This is a genomic window from Bacillus sp. FSL K6-1338, from assembly GCF_038006965.1.
Taxonomy (GTDB): domain Bacteria; phylum Bacillota; class Bacilli; order Bacillales; family Bacillaceae_G; genus Bacillus_A; species Bacillus_A thuringiensis_S.
Map to the genome: position 1 here is coordinate 2,505,275 of NZ_JBBOWI010000001.1, position 18,822 is coordinate 2,524,096.

Here is an 18,822-nt window from a genome sequence, read left to right on the forward strand (position 1 = left end):
AAAATGAAAATCGGTGTTATTATGGGCGGGGTATCGTCTGAAAAACAAGTTTCAATTATGACAGGGAATGAAATGATTGCTCATTTAGATAAAAATAAGTATGAAATAGTCCCAATTACATTAAATGAAAAAATGGATTTAATTGAAAAAGCGAAAGACATTGACTTTGCGTTGCTCGCATTACACGGGAAATATGGAGAAGATGGGACAGTTCAAGGAACACTGGAGAGTTTAGGGATTCCTTATAGCGGAAGTAATATGTTATCTAGTAGTATATGTATGGATAAGAATATTTCGAAAAAGATTTTACGTTATGAAGGTGTAGAAACACCAGATTGGATTGAACTTACAAAAATGGAGGATCTAAAGCTTGATGAGTTAGATAAGTTAGGATTTCCATTAGTGGTAAAACCAAACTCTGGCGGATCGAGTGTCGGGGTGAAAATCGTTTACAATAAAAATGAATTGATCTCAATGCTAGAAACTGTATTTGAATGGGATTCTGAAGTAGTAATTGAGAAGTATATAAAAGGTGATGAAATTACATGTTCCATTCTGGATGGAAAACAGTTACCTATAGTTTCAATTCGACATGCAGCCGAGTTCTTTGACTACAATGCAAAATATGATGATACTAGTACAGTTGAGGAAGTTATCGAACTTCCAGCGGAAATTAATGAACGTGTAAATAAAGCGTCACTGGCTTGTTATAAAGCATTAAAATGTAGTGTTTATGCAAGAGTTGATATGATGGTGAAGGATGGAATTCCATATGTAATGGAAATTAATACATTACCAGGGATGACACAATCAAGTTTATTGCCAAAAAGTGCAGAAGCAGCGGGAATTAGTTATAGCAAACTATTAGATATGATTATTGAAACATCATTAAAAGTTAGAAAAGAAGAAGGGTTTTAAGGGGATTATATAACTAATTCTTTTGACAGTTTCACGAAGTAAGCTATGATGAATACATTATAAAAACAAAATATTTATCCACTAGGGGGGCCTTTTATAGGCTGAGATCAAATGTGATTTTGAGACTCTTAGTACCTGATCTGGTTAATGCCAGCGTAGGGAAGTGGGAAAGACGTTGCTATTTAATGAGTAAATAAATACTGTCAATTTCACTTTCTTTACGCCTGTAAAGAAAGTTTTTTTATTTTACAGCTTTAATAATTGTGGATAAATACTTATATTTTATACATTATTGGAGGGATTTAAATGACTTTTTCACAATCATTACGTAAAGAAGTAGATTCAATTTGGGAAGCGAGTTTTAACCATCCTTTTGTAAAAAAACTTGGTGAAGGAACGTTAGATTTAGCTAGTTTTCGCTATTATGTGCTTCAAGATTCATATTATTTGAGTCATTTTGCTAGAGTACAAACTTTAGGAGCTGCAAAAGCTCTTGAATTAGAGACGACAGCTCGTATGGCACATCATGCTCAAAATACATATGAGGCCGAGTTATCTTTACATGAGAATTTTGCTAAAAAGCTAGGGATAACAAAAGAAGAAAAAGATAATTTTATTCCTGCGCCAACTGCATATGCGTATACTTCACATATGTATCGTGCTGCGTATGAAGGGCATTTAGGAGATATCATTGCAGCAATTTTACCTTGCTATTGGTTGTATTACGAAATTGGGGAACGTTTAAAAGAATGTCAGCCGGAAGAGCCAATTTATAACGAATGGATTTCTGCTTATGGATCTGATTGGTTCCGTACGCTAGTTGAAGAACAAATTACACGGTTAGATACTATTGCTGAAAAAGTAACAGAGGCAGACCGCAAGCGTATGAAACAGCATTTTATTATTAGCAGTCAATATGAATATTCATTTTGGGAAATGGCTTATACATTAGAAAAGTGGCCAGTGGATACAGACGTAAAAGACGTAATTGGATAAAGAATAGAAGTAATGTTAGAGATAGGTATGGATCATACCTATCTCTATATTTTTTCTTGTCAAATTTGCGTAAAGTCATTAGTGCTACGGATATGGTGAAATAGAATATCGATAATTTAGCTCATTTAATTGTCTACGCATTAACTGGATAAACTTCTGTCACATTTATTTTATAATTAAAGAACGTAAATGTTGGTGGTATGAAGTTAAATAAGAAAAGAAACCCGAGCTGTTAGCTGTAACGGAGTTGTTTTTTCTTTGCAGGAATTTCTAAGTTAACATGAAGTGCTGTTCATACAATATGCAAATTTGCATATTGTATTTTTTTGAGTTCTTTGTGTGTTAAAATCAAATATAGAGATATGTAAATATAAAGAAGCAAAAGCAGGAATATCCAATGAATTTTGAGAGGTGTTATATGTTTACAAATAAGAAATTAATTCGATTTGGTTTATCGTTGTTTGTATTTTTAGGGATAATTAATTTTACAATCAGCTATTTCCAAACATATCTTGAAACAGCAGCAGATATTAAATGGGTAATTCCAGAAATTTGGAAAACTATTTTACTAGATGTTCCTCAAGGTATACTTGTTCTTTTAGGCGCAATTGCATTATATGATTTCACAAAAGAGGCATCACAAAAAGACGCATCAATCTAAGTGTGTCTTTTTTCAATTAGAAATTTCATAGAGAGCTTTGCTGGAGAAATAGAATAAAAAGCCCTAATTAGGGCTTTTTTCTTTATAGGAATTTCTTAACCGTCATAGAAACCGGTTACTTAGAGGTGTTATAGCAAAGGCATTTACAGTACAAGAAAATCTAAGTGATATATGGAAATATATAGGATTTGTCCGCGTGATTATTGAGAAATTAATTGAGCTTAGTAAGTATGAAGATATGACGCTAGAATTTATATTTTATAATTTCTATTTATAAAAATGAGCCCATAGTAAAAATAGGTATATGAACAAGGTGCATCATCTAGTGATAAGTCATACTTTGTTGGTGTACGTATTGAACTTAGTTTATAGCGCTATTTCTACTTAGATGTAACGAACAGAAATATAGGGAAGCATCAATGAGGTTGTATTTTATAAACGGAGGTTATGAAAATGAATCAGTTTCAACAAGAAATACAAGCGTTAAGCCTTAATGATTACCGATCTGGAAATATTGTCTATTGGGACCAGCAAAATCAATATCCATATTACTATATTGAAGATGCTGCTCGTCGCTGTGGGGGTTGTGGTCGCTGTGGGGGTTGTGGCGGAGGTCGTTGTGGCGGATTCCGTTGTATTGGTTGCTTCGGTTGTTTTGGTTGCGGAGGTTGTGGCGGTTGCTCTAACTGTTTTAATGGTTTTAGTGGTACTACTGATACTACTGGTACTATTATAACGTATGAATATTGATTGCATTTATCCTGCTATTTGCCGGGCAGTAAGACCCTAAAAAAATTCAGCGAGAGCAAAGAGAAGTTAGGTGGCCGGCTGCCCATAAAAGCCCGATGGATGAGGGCTAATTAAAGTTTCACCTTATCAATTAAAAAACATTAGTTTTATATATGTACGTGCCGACAAAGAATATAGTCATTATTAATGGATATATTCAATCATTCAAGTGAAAGAGTAACAATAAGATATATAGGTGTAATCAAGATGTGATGGATAAAGCAATGACTAGATTTAAAATCTAATCATTGTTTTTTTCTTATGGTTTTATCATTAAATATCTGTCTAGTTTGGGCATTGCTTCCTTCTAGCTAATGATTTTATTACAACCGTGTAAGGTTAATGTAATGTTAATCGATAGTAAAATAAGTTGCTTGAGTGTATTTTAAATAAGATTAAAAAGTACTGTTTATCTATAAAATAATTGGGTAAATAATATGTAATTAGGAAGTGTATGAATATGGTTGAACTAAAATCTATTTTCCATTCGTATAAAGTAAAGAGAAAAATAGCTAAAGATTTATACGGAAAAAGAGATGAATTGACACTGTTATTAAATGAATTTAATAATATGAAATGTACAGTAACATCTGAAAAGAAGAAAAATAATATATTATCTCGTTTGCAACTAATTTATCAAAATATAAAATTAGATAAGCAGTATCCTCTATCAGTTTCTTTTGATAGTAAATTATTGGAGCGATTAGAAAAAGAATCTCTACATACTATTGAGGATGGTGTAACATGTCTACATTTAATGTTAGATATGAATTATGAAAAAATAAAACAATATGGGTCGAGTACAAGTAGGTCATTCGTTCCATTATCGCAGTCTTCTATTTGTCTTGCTGATTGTATTTGTTTAACAGGATTTATAGTAGGTTTACTAGGAGTAATTTCATTTGGAGGGTTCATGTTATCTATATGTTCAACTACATAACGCTTGATATTTGTAAAAAGAGCACCGATTTAAGGTGTTCTTTTTTGGTTTTTCTGTAAAGTTATTGTAAATGATAAGTACAATATATTATATATATTATATAATTTAAATGTATTAAATTACGAATACTAAGAGGTGTTGTAGATAATAATTACTTTTAATTTTTAAAAGAGTCGGTTTGATAATGTTTTATGTAGATAGTTTTTACTTTTCTTTTAAATACTTTGTTTAAATGGATTAGATTAAGTAACTTTTGTTCTAGCTTTTTGATAATCAAGACAACTGAAGAAAGGAAAGAATCATTTTATGAAAAAATTAAGGTTGTTAACATTTGAAAATATAGTAGAACCTCTTTTAAATGAAAAGGTATCATTTATATACTTTCCTATTGAATGGCTGGACATCGTAGAGATACATTATAAGACGTTTTTATTAACGAGTAAGTTGAAACGTTTGAATGAAAGACTGTATGATATGTTTTCTGATATATTGTTTATTCAGCATAATCCGTACGTATTAAATGAAAATACACCATGGATTGTATCAAAAGAACCTATTAAACAAGAGCAGCTCGATTATATTTTTCAAAGTTGGTATGAGATTATTCATGATTGGAAACCAAATAAATTAGTAGAGCCACCAAAATATGAATGGCAATCCGATTTGATTTCTAATTTGCCAGTACTACATGATAATGAAACGTATTCTAAGTGGGTGCCCGCTTTAATCTCACATATTTTTTGTGAGCGTCCTATATATTTAGAAAATACAAATGCAGAAGAAATCTATTTTTCTCCTCTTAGATCACAAAATATTTGTGAGGCGATGTCAGGGCCAATAAAAGATGAAAAAACACAAGATTTTTTCTCCTATGTATATCGATTCGAATGCATAACCCGTGGTGGTGAGAACGCTCCATTATTAAATATTTCAATAGGGATTCGGAGATTTTATCAAGAATATAATCATCCAGATATTCCTTTACTTTTCAGACGAAAACGAGGGATGATATTGATTTCTACCCCAGAGTTTGCATCAAATAATAAAAAAATACGGTTTGTAAAACTAAAAATGCAACAAGCTACAACCGGCATGAAATGGATTAAGATATTTAGAAATTTAAAAGATGATTTTCAAATAGGTGGAGATTTGGATTTAGACCATATTCTCCAATATCCGAAAGATTATATTGTCGGGGAAAATAAAAGGGTGTTATTTCCATACAATGAAAGAATATATAAAGTCCAAGGTACTAAAATAGAACCAGGTATAAAAGTAAAGGAAAGAGAGTATTTATTTAAAGAATTCCAGCGTAAATTCTCTTATTTCACAATACTTCCAGAATGTAAAAAGGTAGCAACAAATAACAAAAATGAATTATTTCCTTTATTTGCACCAAAAGGATTAGAGACATTAACATTAGAAGTTTGGTCTGAAAATATAGCGCTGGAAATAGAACAAGCATTACTTGATAGCGAAATTGTTTTGACTAAAATTGGTGAAAATTCTTATGTATTGAATACAGATTTCCCAGTATTATTAAAGATTGTGAGATACAATATTGAAAAGGTGTTACAAAATCCATATAAAATGCAATATTGTCAAAAATATAAAACAAATCTTGTAGATGATGTTACGAAAGCTGTCTATGCTACCGCGGGTGAGCGCAGTGATGCGACATTAGCATTAATCGCAATGAAAAATTGTGATGGACGCGAAAAAATTGATCCAAAACAAATCATTAGAGAGGGATTTGCACGAACAAATCGTATTTCAACATTTATTAATTTATTTATAGGCCAAAGTGTATCTCGTAAAACAATTGTAAATAGTGTTTTTAGTCTATTAGAACAAAAAGGATTTTTGAAGCGTAGTTGGAATAAGATAAATTTACCTTGTACATATGTTAATTTATCAATTGAACGAATATCGAAATTTGATTTCTTACCTATTCTTTCAAAAATAAAAGGAAAAGAAATTTTATATAAATTATATGGGAATACAGAGTGGCAAAAGATTGATTACGTATTATTAAATATAAATAAACATAATGCATTTTTATCACAACCATCAAAGAGAAATGATATGGGGGCTCTTTTTAAACAATATGTTTTCGAAACATTAATGGAAATTGTACAATATGCAAAAGAACAAAATGAACAAGTTTACTTCATTGTAGATGCAAATTTGAGAAAATATTGGATAAAAGAGTTACAAAATAAAGAAATTAATACAGATATTTTACCTGATATTGTTCCAGAGGTATTAAAGGTTCCCAACTTAAATATTATTAGAATAAATACAGGTTTTGATGTACCAAGCTACGGTGTAATAGAATGTGATGATGCTCTAGATAGAATAGGCTTATATGCAGATCAAAAAGGGATGTATTATAGCACTGGTGAATATTCACTTAATTGTAGTGAAGTTTTTCAGCGATATATAATTGAAATTCTACCATTAGGTGTAAAACCTGTAGAAAGGGATTATATCGCTAAAATGATACATTACATGTGCTGTAATTCTAGTATGCTTTCGAAAAAGAATGTACACATGACATATTCCGTACATATGGAAAAAGTAATAAAGAGTTATATTACTGACATAGATGCAAGAGAATTTAAAGAATTTGATGATGAATTGGATGTAGATGTAGTAAAAGTAGAAAAGAAAGATTCAATTATTCTACTTTAAATACTAGTAAACAAATCCTGCTCGTTATATCGATCAGGATTTGTCATTTTTTTATGCAAATAAGGATATCATTTGTCAAGTATCTTTTCGTTTACATATTTACTTTATGTGCAGACAGGATTAATATGTTTTTTAGAAATACAAAAACTATACCAAATGGAAAAGCGATTTTTATTAATTGAAAAAATTTGAAAGGAATGGGGAATGGTGAAGAAATTAGATGTGCTCTTAATGCTACTGAGCGTCCTCTTTCCAATTGCAGGACTTACAAAGCAAATCCCTCTAGAACAATCTGTATATATTGGAGGGCTTTTATTTTTTACTAGTTTCGGTAGTTATTTTGCTAAAAAGATGTATTCACGTATATGCAGCTGGATAGCGTATGCGCCATTTATAACATTACTGTTAGTTATTTGGCATCAGGATATTACAACAAGCTCAATCATAGCAAATGCGAAAATTGCTGCATGTGTCGCGTTAATTCCATGTTTATTTCGTTTTCGTACATATGGACTTACTTTGGGATTATTCTCATTATGGGCCGCTTTACTATGGGATATAAAAGAAGTACAGTCGTTAGTCATACTTGAACGCATGACGAGTTTAATGACAAGCCATTATGTATATATATTACTATTAATTGGAGGACTTGTATTAGGAGGATTACTTGCGATGTTCATTCACCGCAAAGAGAAAGATAATAATAAAGAAAATATAAATCTACTTGGACCAAAAAAGAAACGCAAAAGATTATCATTTAAGATTCGTCTTCCGAGATTACCGAAATTAAAGATGAAACTATTTAAGTTTGGTGGGAAAGAATCTAAAAGTAAAATTCCAGAAAAGATACATGAGCATAAGTACGAAGAACCAGTTGCAACATATAAAATGACAGAGAAAATAGATCCATACAAAGAAAATGAAGTTCAAGGTCAAACAAGGATGGAACGCCGAAGAAATAGGTTTAATGCATAATGAAGTTTAATAACCCCGTAATGACTTATCTTAATATTGATAAATCATTACGGTTTTTTTATGTAATTAAATAAAGGTTGCTAATGAGGGGGGGGATAGCATATTTTATAGGTGAGAAGTTAAATAAAATAAGGGGAGGATAAAATGCTTATCATTACATATATATCTGCTTGTATATTATTCTTAGTTAGCTTTTTACATGTATATTGGGGTTTCGGAGGTAATTGGGGGACAAATAGTGTTATACCAACTAAATCAGGGGAAAAGGCGTTTACACCTCGTGCCGGAATGACATTGTTCATTGCATTATTATTAAGTATGGCAGCGATAATTTTGTTGCAACAAGCAAATATTGTTCATTTTGCAGTTCCTAATGTTATTATTCAAGTCGGTTCCTGGATTTGTATGATCGTCTTTTCTATTAGAGTAATTGGTGAGTTTAATTATTTTGGTATCTTTAAACGACAAAAAGATACGCACTTCGCTAGAATGGATACTGGTTTATATATTCCACTTTGTGCATTTTTATCTTTATCTTTCTTATTAGTAATAATTTTGTGAGTAAATAATAGTAGTTTCTTTTCTCAAAATATATGTAAACGTGAGAAATCCAAGAGTAAATAAAAAAAGGGTGTAAGCGCCTTCTTGTCGAAATGTAAATTATTATGAAAGGCGGTGACACTATGAAGTATGTAAAAGTTAGTATGAATGGTGGAAGTGAACACAAATTTTCAATGACTTTAGATCGGTTTGAAGAACTTATTACTACAGAGAATGGGATATTAGAAAATAAATTAGTATGTATTGAAAATGTAATGATTAATCCTACTAATATATCTTCTGTAGTTGAAAAAATTGGTGTACCGGCTAAGTTTATGGAAGCTTAAAATCGTTAGATAAAAAACATCCCCAATGGATGTTTTTTAATTTATAAATATGAAATTGTATAGTGAATATTTGAGTAGATTTTTTTAGCAATGACTATGCATATATTAAGTACCTGAACATGGTGCTTAATATATGCACGAAATAATAAGTACAAGCATATATTATGTAGTAGGACAAGATCTTCGTGTCCTACTTAATACTCAGAAAAAACTTCTAATCACATAAGAGCATCCAATTGCAGGGTGCTCTTATTTTTGTAAAAATTTACTGCAAGGCTTATTTTATAGTAGGATGCAAGAATAAAGGGCTATTTTTAAATAATGTTCTTTAGCCTTTAATTTTAAATTTATCTTTAACATTAGTAAATATTAAAAATAATATGATAGCAGAAATTAAGTTAGATAAGTAGAAATCTTGATGAAACAGTAGTTCGAAGATGACATAGAAAGTAACGAATAAGGCGATAACAGGTAGTATGCAAATAAATATAAATCTCCAATTTTTTAAGTAATGTCTATAATTAGTAAGTACTTTCTCCATAAATGTAGCTCCCATATTTTTGTTTTTATATAATTATACATTTAGATACAAGGATTTTCAAAGTAAAAATATTTAGCAATTCAAAAATATAAGGAAAGTATTTGTTGAAAATCCAGATTGCTCTAGCAATCTGGATTTGACTTTAAAGAACTATACTAAAATGATACACTATAATCTACGTTATTTTTGAAATGAATAGAGGGATTTGTGTGATAGATAAAATTAAAAATGCTGTAGAGGATATGTACGAGGATGAGGTTAAAGATTTACTTCAAAGTATTCTCATACAGTTAAACTTATTAGAAGAAAACTATAGTGAAGATACAATTAAAAATTTGATGGATATTCCGAAACAATTAACGAGTAATCCTACTTATAAAAGAAATGTAAAAGAAAGTACGCACGTACATATTGCTTTTGATGATTCAACGGCTGGTTGCTTAACATATATGTTAAGTCAAGAAGAATTATCTGAAGAGAGTGTTGTTGCTTTTTCTGAATTCTTTTCAATTGGACCGATATATAAGTTGCATACGAATGGGGGGCAACTAGCAAGACAGAAGTGGTTAATAAATAATTTAACTGCTTATGATAGTTATTTTGAAGAAGAATATTTATCAAGATTTATAGCAACTATAGAAGAACTACATACTATTCCTGTTGAAACGCCTATTACAATTTGGAAGGCTGATAATGCACATGAACATGTAGGCCTAAGTTTTGTAATGGCACAATTAAAGGATAAGAAAAACATTCGAGTTATTAATACATCTGAAGCAAGTCGAGAAATATTAAAACAAGAGTATGATATTCGTGGAACTGGAGAATTACCACCTGAAAGTTTAGCTCTATTCCAAAAAAGTTTTGCAAAGTTACCTTATTTAACTGAAGAGAAGCGAATGAAGTTTGAACATGAATGGGATAGAATATCGGGAAGCGTAGAATGTTTAAGAGTGTGGAAAGAAAATGAAGTATATTCTGTACAAGAAGATTATTTTGATCAATTTATAATTGAATGCGCGAAAAGTGTGGGTGCTGATCGAGAATTCCTCAAAGCTCCTAGAGTAATTGGTGAAGCACTTGGTCTTGTTGAACAATTGGTTGGAGATACTTTCTTAGAATATCGCTTGAAACAATTAATTAAACAAGAAGTATTTGAATTTGAAGGTTCGTTAGATGAAATGCGTTTTTATAGTGTGAAGTTAAGGAAATAATAAACACCTTCTATTTTTGAAAGGCTCGTATTTTTAATAATACGAGCTTTTTAAGTTGAATTTGGGCTATAACATAAGCTTCCCAGAGAGGGCATATCACATATAAATGTTAAAGGTAATGAATGAAAAGTAGGTGATTTGTTAATATGTATAACCAACAAAATTATCCATATGATCAAGCGATGTATTATAATCCACAAAACTACGGGTATGAATCTGTAGATGAAGCGAGAGATATGGAACAAGAAGATTACAGACCAGATGATGCGGAAGATGCTCCAACGTCACCACCGCCGTCGCAAGCTCCGTCGTTACCGTCTACCTTTGCGTCTCCATCTCAAGCGGGCAATATGAAATCATGGATGTGTAATTGTCTAGGAAGATGGGGCTATTTACGTTTACATCGTCCTGGTCCTTTCGGAAGGGACTTATGGTTCTTTCCGACTGAAGTGAGAAGAAACGGAGTATCAGGTTACACTTGGCAAGGTGGTCGTCGTCGTAAAGTAAGTTATCGCTATCAACAAATTAGTAATTTTATGTGCTTCGCATAAAGAGTAGTGGGAGAGTGAAACGATTTTACTCTCTCACTTTTTTATTTTTCAATATACGAAGTAAGATTTTGGTTAAAAATTTACAATTTTCACGTTTTTATTAGAGTATAATGCATATGTTGGGTTGGTTTTCAAAAACAAATGAGAGTGAGGGAATACAATGTCAATGAAAAACAAGGTTGGACTAAAAATAGAGGAGGGCATTAATTTAGCTTCAGCTCAATTTAAAGAAGATGCGTATGAAATTTATAAAGAATCTAGAAAAATGCAACCTATCTTATTTGTGAATAAAACTGAACTAGGTGCGGAATGGCTTATCACAAGATATGAAGATGCTTTGCCACTTTTAAAAGATAGTCGCTTAAAAAAAGATCCAGCCAATGTATTTTCTCAAGATACATTGAATGTGTTTCTTACTGTTGACAATAGTGATTATTTAACTACTCATATGTTAAATTCAGATCCACCTAACCATAATCGTTTACGATCACTCGTACAAAAAGCTTTTACACCGAAGATGATCACGCAATTGGAAGGAAGAATACAGGATATTGCAGATGATTTGTTAAATGAAGTCGAGCGAAAGGGTTCATTAAATCTTGTTGATGATTATTCGTTCCCTTTACCGATTATTGTAATAAGTGAAATGCTTGGCATTCCAAAAGAAGATCAAGCGAAATTTAGAATTTGGTCTCATGCTGTCATTGCTTACCCAGAAACACCAGAAGAAATAAAAGAAACTGAAAAGCAACTATCTGAGTTTATTACATATCTTCAATATTTAGTTGATATTAAACGAAAAGAGCCAAAAGAAGACTTGGTGAGTGCTTTAATACTTGCAGAGAGTGAAGGGCATAAACTTAGCGCTCGGGAACTATATTCAATGATAATGTTACTAATTGTGGCGGGACACGAGACAACGGTAAATTTAATAACAAATACGGTATTAGCGCTCCTCGAAAATCCAGATCAATTACAGTTATTAAAAGAAAATCCAAAATTAATTGATGCCGCTATTGAGGAAGGACTACGATATTATTCTCCAGTTGAGGTTACAACTTCAAGATGGGCAGATGAACCTTTTCAAATTCACGACCAAACAATTGAAAAAGGAGATATGGTTGTCATTGCCTTAGCTTCTGCAAACCGTGATGAAACTGTATTTGAAAACCCAGAAGTATTCGATATTACTCGGGAAAATAATCGTCATATTGCCTTTGGTCATGGTAGCCATTTCTGCTTAGGCGCTCCACTTGCTAGGTTGGAAGCAAAGATTGCTATTACTACTTTGTTTAATCGAATGCCTGAACTACAAATAAAAGGGAATCGTGAAGAAATTAAATGGCAAGGTAACTATTTAATGCGTTCTTTAGAGGAATTGCCTTTAACTTTCTAGAATAGTAAAAGGAGACATGCATACATCGAAAATGATTTACATAGAGTATGTATGTGTTATTTAAATTCGAAACGGAAGGGTGAAGACATCCCAATGATCAACTAATTCTATTTGTAAGAGATCTTCGTTAAAAAACGAAATATTCTTCTGAATAGGGTTAGTCTGTACATTTATAGAAAAGGGATGTATTTCGCTCTGCGAATATATAGTCTTTTTATATGATTTGTGCTGCCTCCTGTTCAGAACATGAAATAGGAGGCTTTTTTATGTCGACAAATGTAGTAACGAAACAAAACAATGGGGTATCACAAGTATTAAAAAATCGGTTTGTTCAAGGGATTTTAGCATCAGCATTATTTTTACAAATAGGAATATGGGTTCGAAACTTTGCGGTATTACTATATGTAATGGAAATGACAAAAGGTGATGCTTTTGCTATTTCGATGATTTCAGTTGCTGAATTCGCTCCAATTTTTATTTTTTCATTTATTGGCGGTACTTTTGCTGATAGGTGGAAGCCAAAGAAGACAATGATATGGTGTGAGACGTTAAGTTCCATTTCAGTATTCGCTGTATTAATTACGCTTATGTTTGGAACGTGGAAAATTGTGTTTTTTGTGACACTTATCTCTGCAATCCTTTCACAGTTTTCACAACCATCTGGAATGAAGTTGTTTAAACAACATTTATCAACGGAACAAATTCAATTAGCAATGTCTATATATCAAACGATATTTGCAATATTTATGGTATTAGGACCAATCCTAGGGACATTTATCTTTCATAGTTTTGGAATTTATATTTCAATCATCATAACAGGCATCTCGTTTGTACTTGCGGCAGTTGTATTGTTATTTCTTCCGAAAGATCTTGAAAACGACGTAGAAAAGAAAGATATCACTCTGTTGCAGGAGATGAAGGACGGTATTAAGTATGTCAAAAAGAAAAAAGCATTAACTTTGCTGGGGCTTTGTTTTATGGCTGCAGGACTAGGTATAGGATTAATTCAGCCATTAGGTATATTTATTGTGACTGAGCAGTTAGGATTATCAAAAGAGAGTTTACAGTGGCTACTAACAGTAAATGGTGCGGGAATGATTGTTGGCGGGGCATTAGCGATGGTATTTGCGAAAAACGTTGCTCCGCAAAAGATGTTAATTATCGGTATGCTTGGTCAAGCAATTGGTATTAGCATTATAGGGTATTCTACAAATTTATGGGTTACACTTACAGCGCAGCTTTTTAGTGGTTTAGCTCTTCCTTGTATCCAAATTGGTATTAATACGCTTATTATTCAAAATAGCGATACCGATTTTATAGGTCGTGTAAATGGTATTTTAAGTCCGCTATTTACCGGTTCAATGGTAGTAACGATGAGTATAGCTGGCTCATTAAAAGAGATGTTTTCATTAAGTATGATGTATGAAGGGACGGCTTTACTTTTTATAATTGGATTATTGTTTATTATACCTATATACAATTTAAAGCCAGTAATAGCGATAGAAAGTGAAATAAGTGGTAAAGGAAGTGCTGTACAGAATGAATCCTAATCCAAATATTAAATACCCTATTGAAGGAAATCAAAACGTTCAATTTATAAAAAATACAATAACAAAATCTAATATACTTGTTGGTGACTATTCTTATTATGATGCGAAAGATGGAGAAAAATTTGAAAATCGAGTATTACATCATTATGAATTTCTTGGAGATCGCCTTATTATTGGAAAGTTTTGTTGTATTGCATCTGGAGTTAACTTTATTATGAACGGAGCCAATCATCGGATGGATGGATTTTCGGCATATCCATTTAATATATTTGGAAATGGGTGGGAGAAGTATACACCTAGTTTGTCTGATTTACCTTACAAAGGTGATACAGTTATAGGAAATGACGTTTGGATTGGTATGGATACAACAATTATGCCCGGAATAAAAATAGGGGATGGTGCAATCATTGCAGCTAAATCTGTTGTGACTAGAGACGTCGCACCATATACAATTGTTGGTGGAAACCCTGCAAATAAAATAAAAGAGAGATTTTCAAATGAAACAATTCAAGAATTATTGCAAATTCAATGGTGGCATTTTGATATTGAAAAAATAACTGGAAATATTGATGCTATTGTACGCGGAGATATTGAACCATTAAGAAAGCTAAAAAGGGAATAAAAAATGGATGACGAATAGTATCATACCTCCGAATTTTGTTAATGATAATAGAACAAGGAGGTGTGATACTATGGCACAAGACGTTTTATGTGAAGTAAACAACTGTAAATTTTGGGCGAACGGTAATAAATGTAGTGCAGAGGCAATTTACGTAGTAAGTCATAAAGGTAAACATGCATCTACAACGGAAGAAACAGATTGCAAAACATTCGATCCAGAAGTGTAAATTGTTTAAGGGTAGCCAAATCGTGGTTGCCCTTTTATTAATGATAGTATTGATAATAAATATCATTTTCATTCATTGATTTTAGCTTTTTTTGTTATTTTTTCATATTTTCTTCATAAGTGATGTAATCCAACTCAATTCATGTTCAATTCGTGATTTACTAAATTCAATGACTTCAGTAATAAAGGGTGAGGTAACCTCTAGAGACTGGATAGCGGTAAGTTGATTATGTAGTACGTTTTGACGTACAGTCAAAATCTCTTTTCTAGCTTCATATTCAAGTTTTTCAAATAGTGCGATACGAACAAGAAATTCTGCATTATTTGTCGCAAGTTTTTCGGGAAACTCTCGTAACATTTCAGAAAAAATTTCTTCTCCTGTTTCTGTTATATCGTACATATTTCGATTTGGTTTTCCAACTTGTTTATGTATTTTTTTCGTTATAGCACCCATATTTTCAAAGCGCCGAAGGGCAGGGTAAAGCATGTTGTGATTTAATTCAAAATTCTCACCTAAACGATTTTGAACATTTTTTTTGATTTCATATCCATGTTTTGGTCCTGTCGTTAATTCTGCTAGTAGTAAAATGTCAACGTACATAAAAATCCCCCTTATATATTTCTCAAGTTCTCTAATGAAAAATCTCCTTTAGTATATGTTAAAATAACATATGATAGTTTATACAACTTTGAACTGCCGACCTATCACTTTTATTGTAAAAGAAAAGGGAGGAAAGAACTATGGCTTCACCTGAAAATGTTATTTTAGTTCATGAAATTTCAAAGCTGAAAACAAAAGAAGAATTATGGAATCCATATGAATGGTATCGTTTGATGAGGGATAATCACCCAGTTCATTATGATGAAGAGCAGGATGTATGGAATGTTTTTTTATATGATGATGTAAATCGTGTTTTATCAGATTATCGCTTATTTTCAAGTAGAAGGGAGCGCAGACAATTCTCAATCCCTCCATTAGAAACTAGAATAAATATAAACTCTACAGATCCACCAGAACATCGCAATGTACGTTCCATTGTTTCTAAGGCATTTACTCCAAGAAGTCTAGAACAGTGGAAACCTCGAATACAGGCTATCGCAGATGAACTTGTACAGCATATCGAAAAATATAGTGAAGTTAATATCGTTGAACAGTTTGCTGCCCCTTTACCTGTTACCGTTATTTCTGATTTATTAGGAGTCCCAACAACAGATCGTAAAAAAATTAAAGAATGGTCTGATATTTTATTTATGCCGTATAGTAAAGAAAAGTTTAATGATCTGGATGCGGAGAAAGAGATAGCATTAAATGAATTCAAAGCATATCTTCTACCGATCGTTCAGGAAAAGAGATATCATTTAACTGATGATATCATTTCCGATTTAATTCGAGCTGAATATGAAGGCGAAAGATTAACCGATGAAGAAATTGTAACCTTTTCATTAGGTTTACTAGCGGCTGGGAATGAAACCACTACAAATTTAATTATTAATAGCTTTTATTGCTTTTTAGTAGATTCACCTGGAATTTATGAAGATTTAAGAAAAACCCCTAGCTTAATTTCAAAAGCGATTGAGGAAGTATTACGCTATCGCTTTCCTGTTACATTGGCCCGGAGGATTACAGAGGATACAAATATATTTGGCCCTTTAATGAAAAAGGATCAGATGATTGTTGCGTGGGTTAGTGCAGCGAATTTAGATGAGAAAAAATTTTCACACCCCTCTCAATTTAATGTACATCGAATAGGAAATGAAAAGCATTTAACCTTTGGGAAAGGTCCTCACTTTTGCTTAGGAGCACCACTTGCACGTTTAGAAGCTGAGATTGCATTAACTACCTTTATAAATGCTTTTGAAAAAATAGAGCTATCTCCATCTTTCTGTTTAGAAAAATGTATATTGGAAAATGAACAAACATTAAAATACTTACCTATTCGATTGAAAGCCAAATAAAAATCTCAACAAGGTGCATACATTTGCATCTTGTTTTTTGTTTCTCAATTGTGAGTTTCAGGTAATTACCTTAATATGGAGTTGTATAAAACGTAGAGGAGGATTCCTATGTTGACTTGTAATGGAAGTAAATCATTTCAAAAGTTTATTAAAGGTGTTACAGATCTTATGGAAAACGGTTTATTTGAAGAAGAAATAGTGTGTGGCATTGAAAAGTTACTAGAAGAACTTTTAGAAAAGAAAACATGGCTTCCGTTAGATAAACAGAAGGCGAATTCGACTCAATATGCACGACATTTATTGTATGAGGATCCGCTCAAACGTTTTGAAGTACTAGCTCTCGTATGGAAAGATGGACAATCTACACCTTTACATGATCATGACGGCACATGGGGGGTAGAAGGCGTCTTTTCAGGAAGGATAATGGTGCAGAACTTTATACAAACGAAACAACTTGGAAATTCACTTGTTTATTTAACACATACAGGAAATCTTTATTTGGGAGAAGGAGAAACCGATAAAGTCATTCCACCTGCGGATTGTCATATTCTTGAAATTAGCAAAAAGGAAAGCGTTATCACAATTCATATCTATGGAAAACGGTTAGAAAAGTTTAAAGTATATATCCCAACTGAAGAAAAAAATGTGTACATGTGTGAGACAAAATACATTAGTTATAATTCATAGTTTGAAATCCAAAGCTTTTTAAAAAGAAAAGCTTTGGATTTTATTTTTAATTATTTCTTGACCTGAAACGCTTTTCATAAATTATAAATAAGAAGTACCTCACGAGGATTGTATGAAAACGATACCTAATAATTAATTAGAACTCGTGTATTTATAGAAAGTGGTGAAGAAATAATGAAATTAATCGCAATTGATTTAGATGGAACTCTTCTTTCGGGGAATAAAATGATTAGTAAAGAAAATGCAGAAGCAATTCGAACATGTCAAGAAGCTGGCCATGTTGTAGCAATTTGTACTGGACGTTCTATTGTTGATATTGAACGATTATTGTTAGAAGTTGATTTAGAGTGTCCAATCATTGCGGAAAATGGTGCGCTTATATATAAAGATAAGAAAATGATGAAGAGATATCCAATTCAAAATATGCAGGCACTTGAAATTGTGGAATATCTTGAAGAGAATGGTTTATATTATCAGCTTTATACTGATAAAGGTGTGTATGTACCGGATTATGGAGTAGAGAGTGTACGTAATGAAATTGAGTATGTGAAGAATTCAAAAGAAAATTTCGACTTGAAAGAGTTAAAAACAATCGCAGCATTATATCTTGAGCATACAGCGTTTCATAGTGCGGAAAGTTGTAAGCCAATTGTAGAAACAGATATACATGTGCATAAACTATTACCATTTTCTTATGATATTGAGAAATTAAAAAAACTAAAAGAAACATTTATTCATAATACAGATTTAGCAATTACATCTTCATATTGGCACAATTTAGAGATTAATCATAGAGATGCTCAAAAAGGGAATGGATTATATACTTTAGCAGAATATCTTAATATTCCAGTTGAAAACACTGTAGCGATAGGTGATGGGCTAAACGACGTTTCTATGATGGAAAAAGCGAACATATCAATTGCGATGGGTAATGCAGTTGAAGAAATAAAAACAATCTGTAAATACGAAACGTTATCAAATGAAGAACATGGTGTGGCACATGCTTTATATAAATATGTAATGTAATTAAAAAAGAAAAAAGAATCCAAAGGGATTCTTTTTTCTTTTTTATTAGGGGTAAGGTATTCTATGAGATTCATAGAAGCCTTATTACATTTCATTATATAGAATATATTGGAATAAATGTTTATATTTTTCATGAAATTTGTGAATATTTTATGAATTTTATACTTGTTGCATTTTTATACCGTTATTAGTGA

General features: G+C 31.9%; 20 protein-coding genes, 1 pseudogene and 1 riboswitch. Of the genes and pseudogenes, 19 read left to right on the plus strand and 2 right to left on the minus strand.

The genetic code is table 11. The features are described 5' to 3' along the window. Window positions 1-3 precede the first annotated feature (3 nt). The 10 genes and pseudogenes from NZ044_RS12850 (at window position 4) to NZ044_RS12895 (ending at window position 8,860) form a co-directional block, all read left to right on the plus strand. Window positions 4-918 (plus strand): D-alanine--D-alanine ligase, encoded by a 915-nt coding sequence (locus NZ044_RS12850; protein ID WP_002082718.1) that lies wholly within the window; start codon window positions 4-6, stop codon window positions 916-918. Between the two features lie 73 nt (window positions 919-991). Next, window positions 992-1,097, plus strand: a riboswitch (TPP riboswitch). A gap of 127 nt (window positions 1,098-1,224) precedes the next feature. Further along, on the plus strand, window positions 1,225-1,914 hold the full coding sequence (tenA, locus tag NZ044_RS12855; protein ID WP_000144509.1) for a thiaminase II: 690 nt from the start codon (window positions 1,225-1,227) through the stop codon (window positions 1,912-1,914). A gap of 397 nt (window positions 1,915-2,311) precedes the next feature. After that, window positions 2,312-2,575 carry a DUF3937 domain-containing protein gene (locus NZ044_RS12860; RefSeq protein ID WP_002082716.1) on the plus strand — a complete coding sequence of 88 codons (264 nt, stop codon included), beginning with the start codon at window positions 2,312-2,314 and terminating at the stop codon, window positions 2,573-2,575. 447 nt (window positions 2,576-3,022) lie between these two features. Then, complete coding sequence (locus NZ044_RS12865; RefSeq protein ID WP_082199992.1) at window positions 3,023-3,325, plus strand: heterocycloanthracin/sonorensin family bacteriocin; 303 nt, start codon at window positions 3,023-3,025, stop codon at window positions 3,323-3,325. A 152-nt stretch (window positions 3,326-3,477) separates the two neighbouring features. Next, window positions 3,478-3,609: pseudogene (locus NZ044_RS12870) on the plus strand (site-specific integrase); the annotation flags it as partial. A gap of 209 nt (window positions 3,610-3,818) precedes the next feature. Beyond that, on the plus strand, window positions 3,819-4,304 hold the full coding sequence (locus NZ044_RS12875; protein WP_002082715.1) for a hypothetical protein: 486 nt from the start codon (window positions 3,819-3,821) through the stop codon (window positions 4,302-4,304). 306 nt (window positions 4,305-4,610) lie between these two features. After that, the gene (locus NZ044_RS12880; RefSeq protein WP_098506104.1) at window positions 4,611-6,998 is read left to right on the plus strand and encodes an RNaseH domain-containing protein; all 2,388 of its coding nucleotides are present in this window, start codon (window positions 4,611-4,613) and stop codon (window positions 6,996-6,998) included. Window positions 6,999-7,205: 207 nt separating this feature from the next. Beyond that, the gene (locus NZ044_RS12885; RefSeq protein WP_014894749.1) at window positions 7,206-7,973 is read left to right on the plus strand and encodes a DUF3959 family protein; all 768 of its coding nucleotides are present in this window, start codon (window positions 7,206-7,208) and stop codon (window positions 7,971-7,973) included. A gap of 144 nt (window positions 7,974-8,117) precedes the next feature. Beyond that, on the plus strand, window positions 8,118-8,534 hold the full coding sequence (locus NZ044_RS12890; protein ID WP_000905578.1) for a DUF3995 domain-containing protein: 417 nt from the start codon (window positions 8,118-8,120) through the stop codon (window positions 8,532-8,534). A gap of 122 nt (window positions 8,535-8,656) precedes the next feature. Further along, entirely contained in the window at window positions 8,657-8,860 is a 204-nt protein-coding gene (locus tag NZ044_RS12895; RefSeq protein WP_000878369.1) for a hypothetical protein, read from the plus strand. A gap of 328 nt (window positions 8,861-9,188) precedes the next feature. Here the strand turns inward: NZ044_RS12895 and NZ044_RS12900 are convergent, their stop codons facing one another. Beyond that, entirely contained in the window at window positions 9,189-9,401 is a 213-nt protein-coding gene (locus NZ044_RS12900; RefSeq protein ID WP_000416836.1) for a hypothetical protein, read from the minus strand. A 209-nt stretch (window positions 9,402-9,610) separates the two neighbouring features. Here NZ044_RS12900 and NZ044_RS12905 point away from each other — a divergent pair, with 209 nt between their 5' ends. The 6 genes from NZ044_RS12905 to NZ044_RS12930 all read left to right on the plus strand — a co-directional run bounded on the left by NZ044_RS12905 (window position 9,611) and on the right by NZ044_RS12930 (window position 14,960). After that, window positions 9,611-10,615, plus strand: a complete 1,005-nt coding sequence (locus NZ044_RS12905) for a DUF1835 domain-containing protein (protein WP_000565700.1) — start codon at window positions 9,611-9,613, stop codon at window positions 10,613-10,615. Window positions 10,616-10,761: 146 nt separating this feature from the next. Further along, complete coding sequence (locus NZ044_RS12910; RefSeq protein ID WP_000282691.1) at window positions 10,762-11,166, plus strand: hypothetical protein; 405 nt, start codon at window positions 10,762-10,764, stop codon at window positions 11,164-11,166. 160 nt (window positions 11,167-11,326) lie between these two features. Next, window positions 11,327-12,562, plus strand: coding sequence for a cytochrome P450 (cypA, locus tag NZ044_RS12915; RefSeq protein ID WP_000062093.1), 1,236 nt, complete (start codon window positions 11,327-11,329; stop codon window positions 12,560-12,562). A gap of 266 nt (window positions 12,563-12,828) precedes the next feature. Continuing rightward, the gene (locus NZ044_RS12920) at window positions 12,829-14,112 is read left to right on the plus strand and encodes an MFS transporter (RefSeq protein ID WP_000106404.1); all 1,284 of its coding nucleotides are present in this window, start codon (window positions 12,829-12,831) and stop codon (window positions 14,110-14,112) included. Beyond that, the gene (locus NZ044_RS12925) at window positions 14,102-14,734 is read left to right on the plus strand and encodes a Vat family streptogramin A O-acetyltransferase (protein ID WP_001069207.1); all 633 of its coding nucleotides are present in this window, start codon (window positions 14,102-14,104) and stop codon (window positions 14,732-14,734) included. The genes NZ044_RS12920 and NZ044_RS12925 overlap by 11 nt, the downstream gene beginning before the upstream one ends. A gap of 70 nt (window positions 14,735-14,804) precedes the next feature. Next, window positions 14,805-14,960: a DUF1540 domain-containing protein gene (locus tag NZ044_RS12930; RefSeq protein ID WP_000046095.1), complete on the plus strand. Its 156-nt coding sequence runs from the start codon at window positions 14,805-14,807 to the stop codon at window positions 14,958-14,960. 102 nt (window positions 14,961-15,062) lie between these two features. Here the strand turns inward: NZ044_RS12930 and NZ044_RS12935 are convergent, their stop codons facing one another. Next, on the minus strand, window positions 15,063-15,560 hold the full coding sequence (locus NZ044_RS12935) for a PadR family transcriptional regulator (protein WP_000289121.1): 498 nt from the start codon (window positions 15,558-15,560) through the stop codon (window positions 15,063-15,065). 140 nt (window positions 15,561-15,700) lie between these two features. On the opposite strand from NZ044_RS12935, the gene NZ044_RS12940 reads away from it, so the two are divergent. The 3 genes from NZ044_RS12940 (at window position 15,701) to NZ044_RS12950 (ending at window position 18,628) form a co-directional block, all read left to right on the plus strand. Next, on the plus strand, window positions 15,701-16,915 hold the full coding sequence (locus NZ044_RS12940) for a cytochrome P450 (protein ID WP_081143678.1): 1,215 nt from the start codon (window positions 15,701-15,703) through the stop codon (window positions 16,913-16,915). A gap of 108 nt (window positions 16,916-17,023) precedes the next feature. Further along, a complete protein-coding gene (locus NZ044_RS12945; protein ID WP_000954440.1) occupies window positions 17,024-17,602 on the plus strand; it encodes a cysteine dioxygenase family protein in 579 nt (192 codons plus the stop codon). A 174-nt stretch (window positions 17,603-17,776) separates the two neighbouring features. Next, window positions 17,777-18,628 (plus strand): Cof-type HAD-IIB family hydrolase, encoded by an 852-nt coding sequence (locus NZ044_RS12950; RefSeq protein ID WP_000766389.1) that lies wholly within the window; start codon window positions 17,777-17,779, stop codon window positions 18,626-18,628. Window positions 18,629-18,822: the final 194 nt, after the last annotated feature.

Coding starts and splice junctions, on each gene's coding strand:
- NZ044_RS12890 (WP_000905578.1), top strand. CDS start 8,118: ATGCTTATCATTACATATATATCTGCTTGTATATTATTCTTAGTTAGC.
- NZ044_RS12850 (WP_002082718.1), top strand. CDS start 4: ATGAAAATCGGTGTTATTATGGGCGGGGTATCGTCTGAAAAACAAGTT.
- NZ044_RS12880 (WP_098506104.1), top strand. CDS start 4,611: ATGAAAAAATTAAGGTTGTTAACATTTGAAAATATAGTAGAACCTCTT.
- cypA (WP_000062093.1), top strand. CDS start 11,327: ATGTCAATGAAAAACAAGGTTGGACTAAAAATAGAGGAGGGCATTAAT.
- tenA (WP_000144509.1), top strand. CDS start 1,225: ATGACTTTTTCACAATCATTACGTAAAGAAGTAGATTCAATTTGGGAA.
- NZ044_RS12940 (WP_081143678.1), top strand. CDS start 15,701: ATGGCTTCACCTGAAAATGTTATTTTAGTTCATGAAATTTCAAAGCTG.
- NZ044_RS12935 (WP_000289121.1), bottom strand. CDS start 15,560: ATGTACGTTGACATTTTACTACTAGCAGAATTAACGACAGGACCAAAA.
- NZ044_RS12900 (WP_000416836.1), bottom strand. CDS start 9,401: ATGGAGAAAGTACTTACTAATTATAGACATTACTTAAAAAATTGGAGA.
- NZ044_RS12875 (WP_002082715.1), top strand. CDS start 3,819: ATGAATATGGTTGAACTAAAATCTATTTTCCATTCGTATAAAGTAAAG.
- NZ044_RS12925 (WP_001069207.1), top strand. CDS start 14,102: ATGAATCCTAATCCAAATATTAAATACCCTATTGAAGGAAATCAAAAC.
- NZ044_RS12945 (WP_000954440.1), top strand. CDS start 17,024: ATGTTGACTTGTAATGGAAGTAAATCATTTCAAAAGTTTATTAAAGGT.
- NZ044_RS12930 (WP_000046095.1), top strand. CDS start 14,805: ATGGCACAAGACGTTTTATGTGAAGTAAACAACTGTAAATTTTGGGCG.
- NZ044_RS12950 (WP_000766389.1), top strand. CDS start 17,777: ATGAAATTAATCGCAATTGATTTAGATGGAACTCTTCTTTCGGGGAAT.
- NZ044_RS12860 (WP_002082716.1), top strand. CDS start 2,312: ATGAATTTTGAGAGGTGTTATATGTTTACAAATAAGAAATTAATTCGA.
- NZ044_RS12895 (WP_000878369.1), top strand. CDS start 8,657: ATGAAGTATGTAAAAGTTAGTATGAATGGTGGAAGTGAACACAAATTT.
- NZ044_RS12910 (WP_000282691.1), top strand. CDS start 10,762: ATGTATAACCAACAAAATTATCCATATGATCAAGCGATGTATTATAAT.
- NZ044_RS12865 (WP_082199992.1), top strand. CDS start 3,023: ATGAAAATGAATCAGTTTCAACAAGAAATACAAGCGTTAAGCCTTAAT.
- NZ044_RS12920 (WP_000106404.1), top strand. CDS start 12,829: ATGTCGACAAATGTAGTAACGAAACAAAACAATGGGGTATCACAAGTA.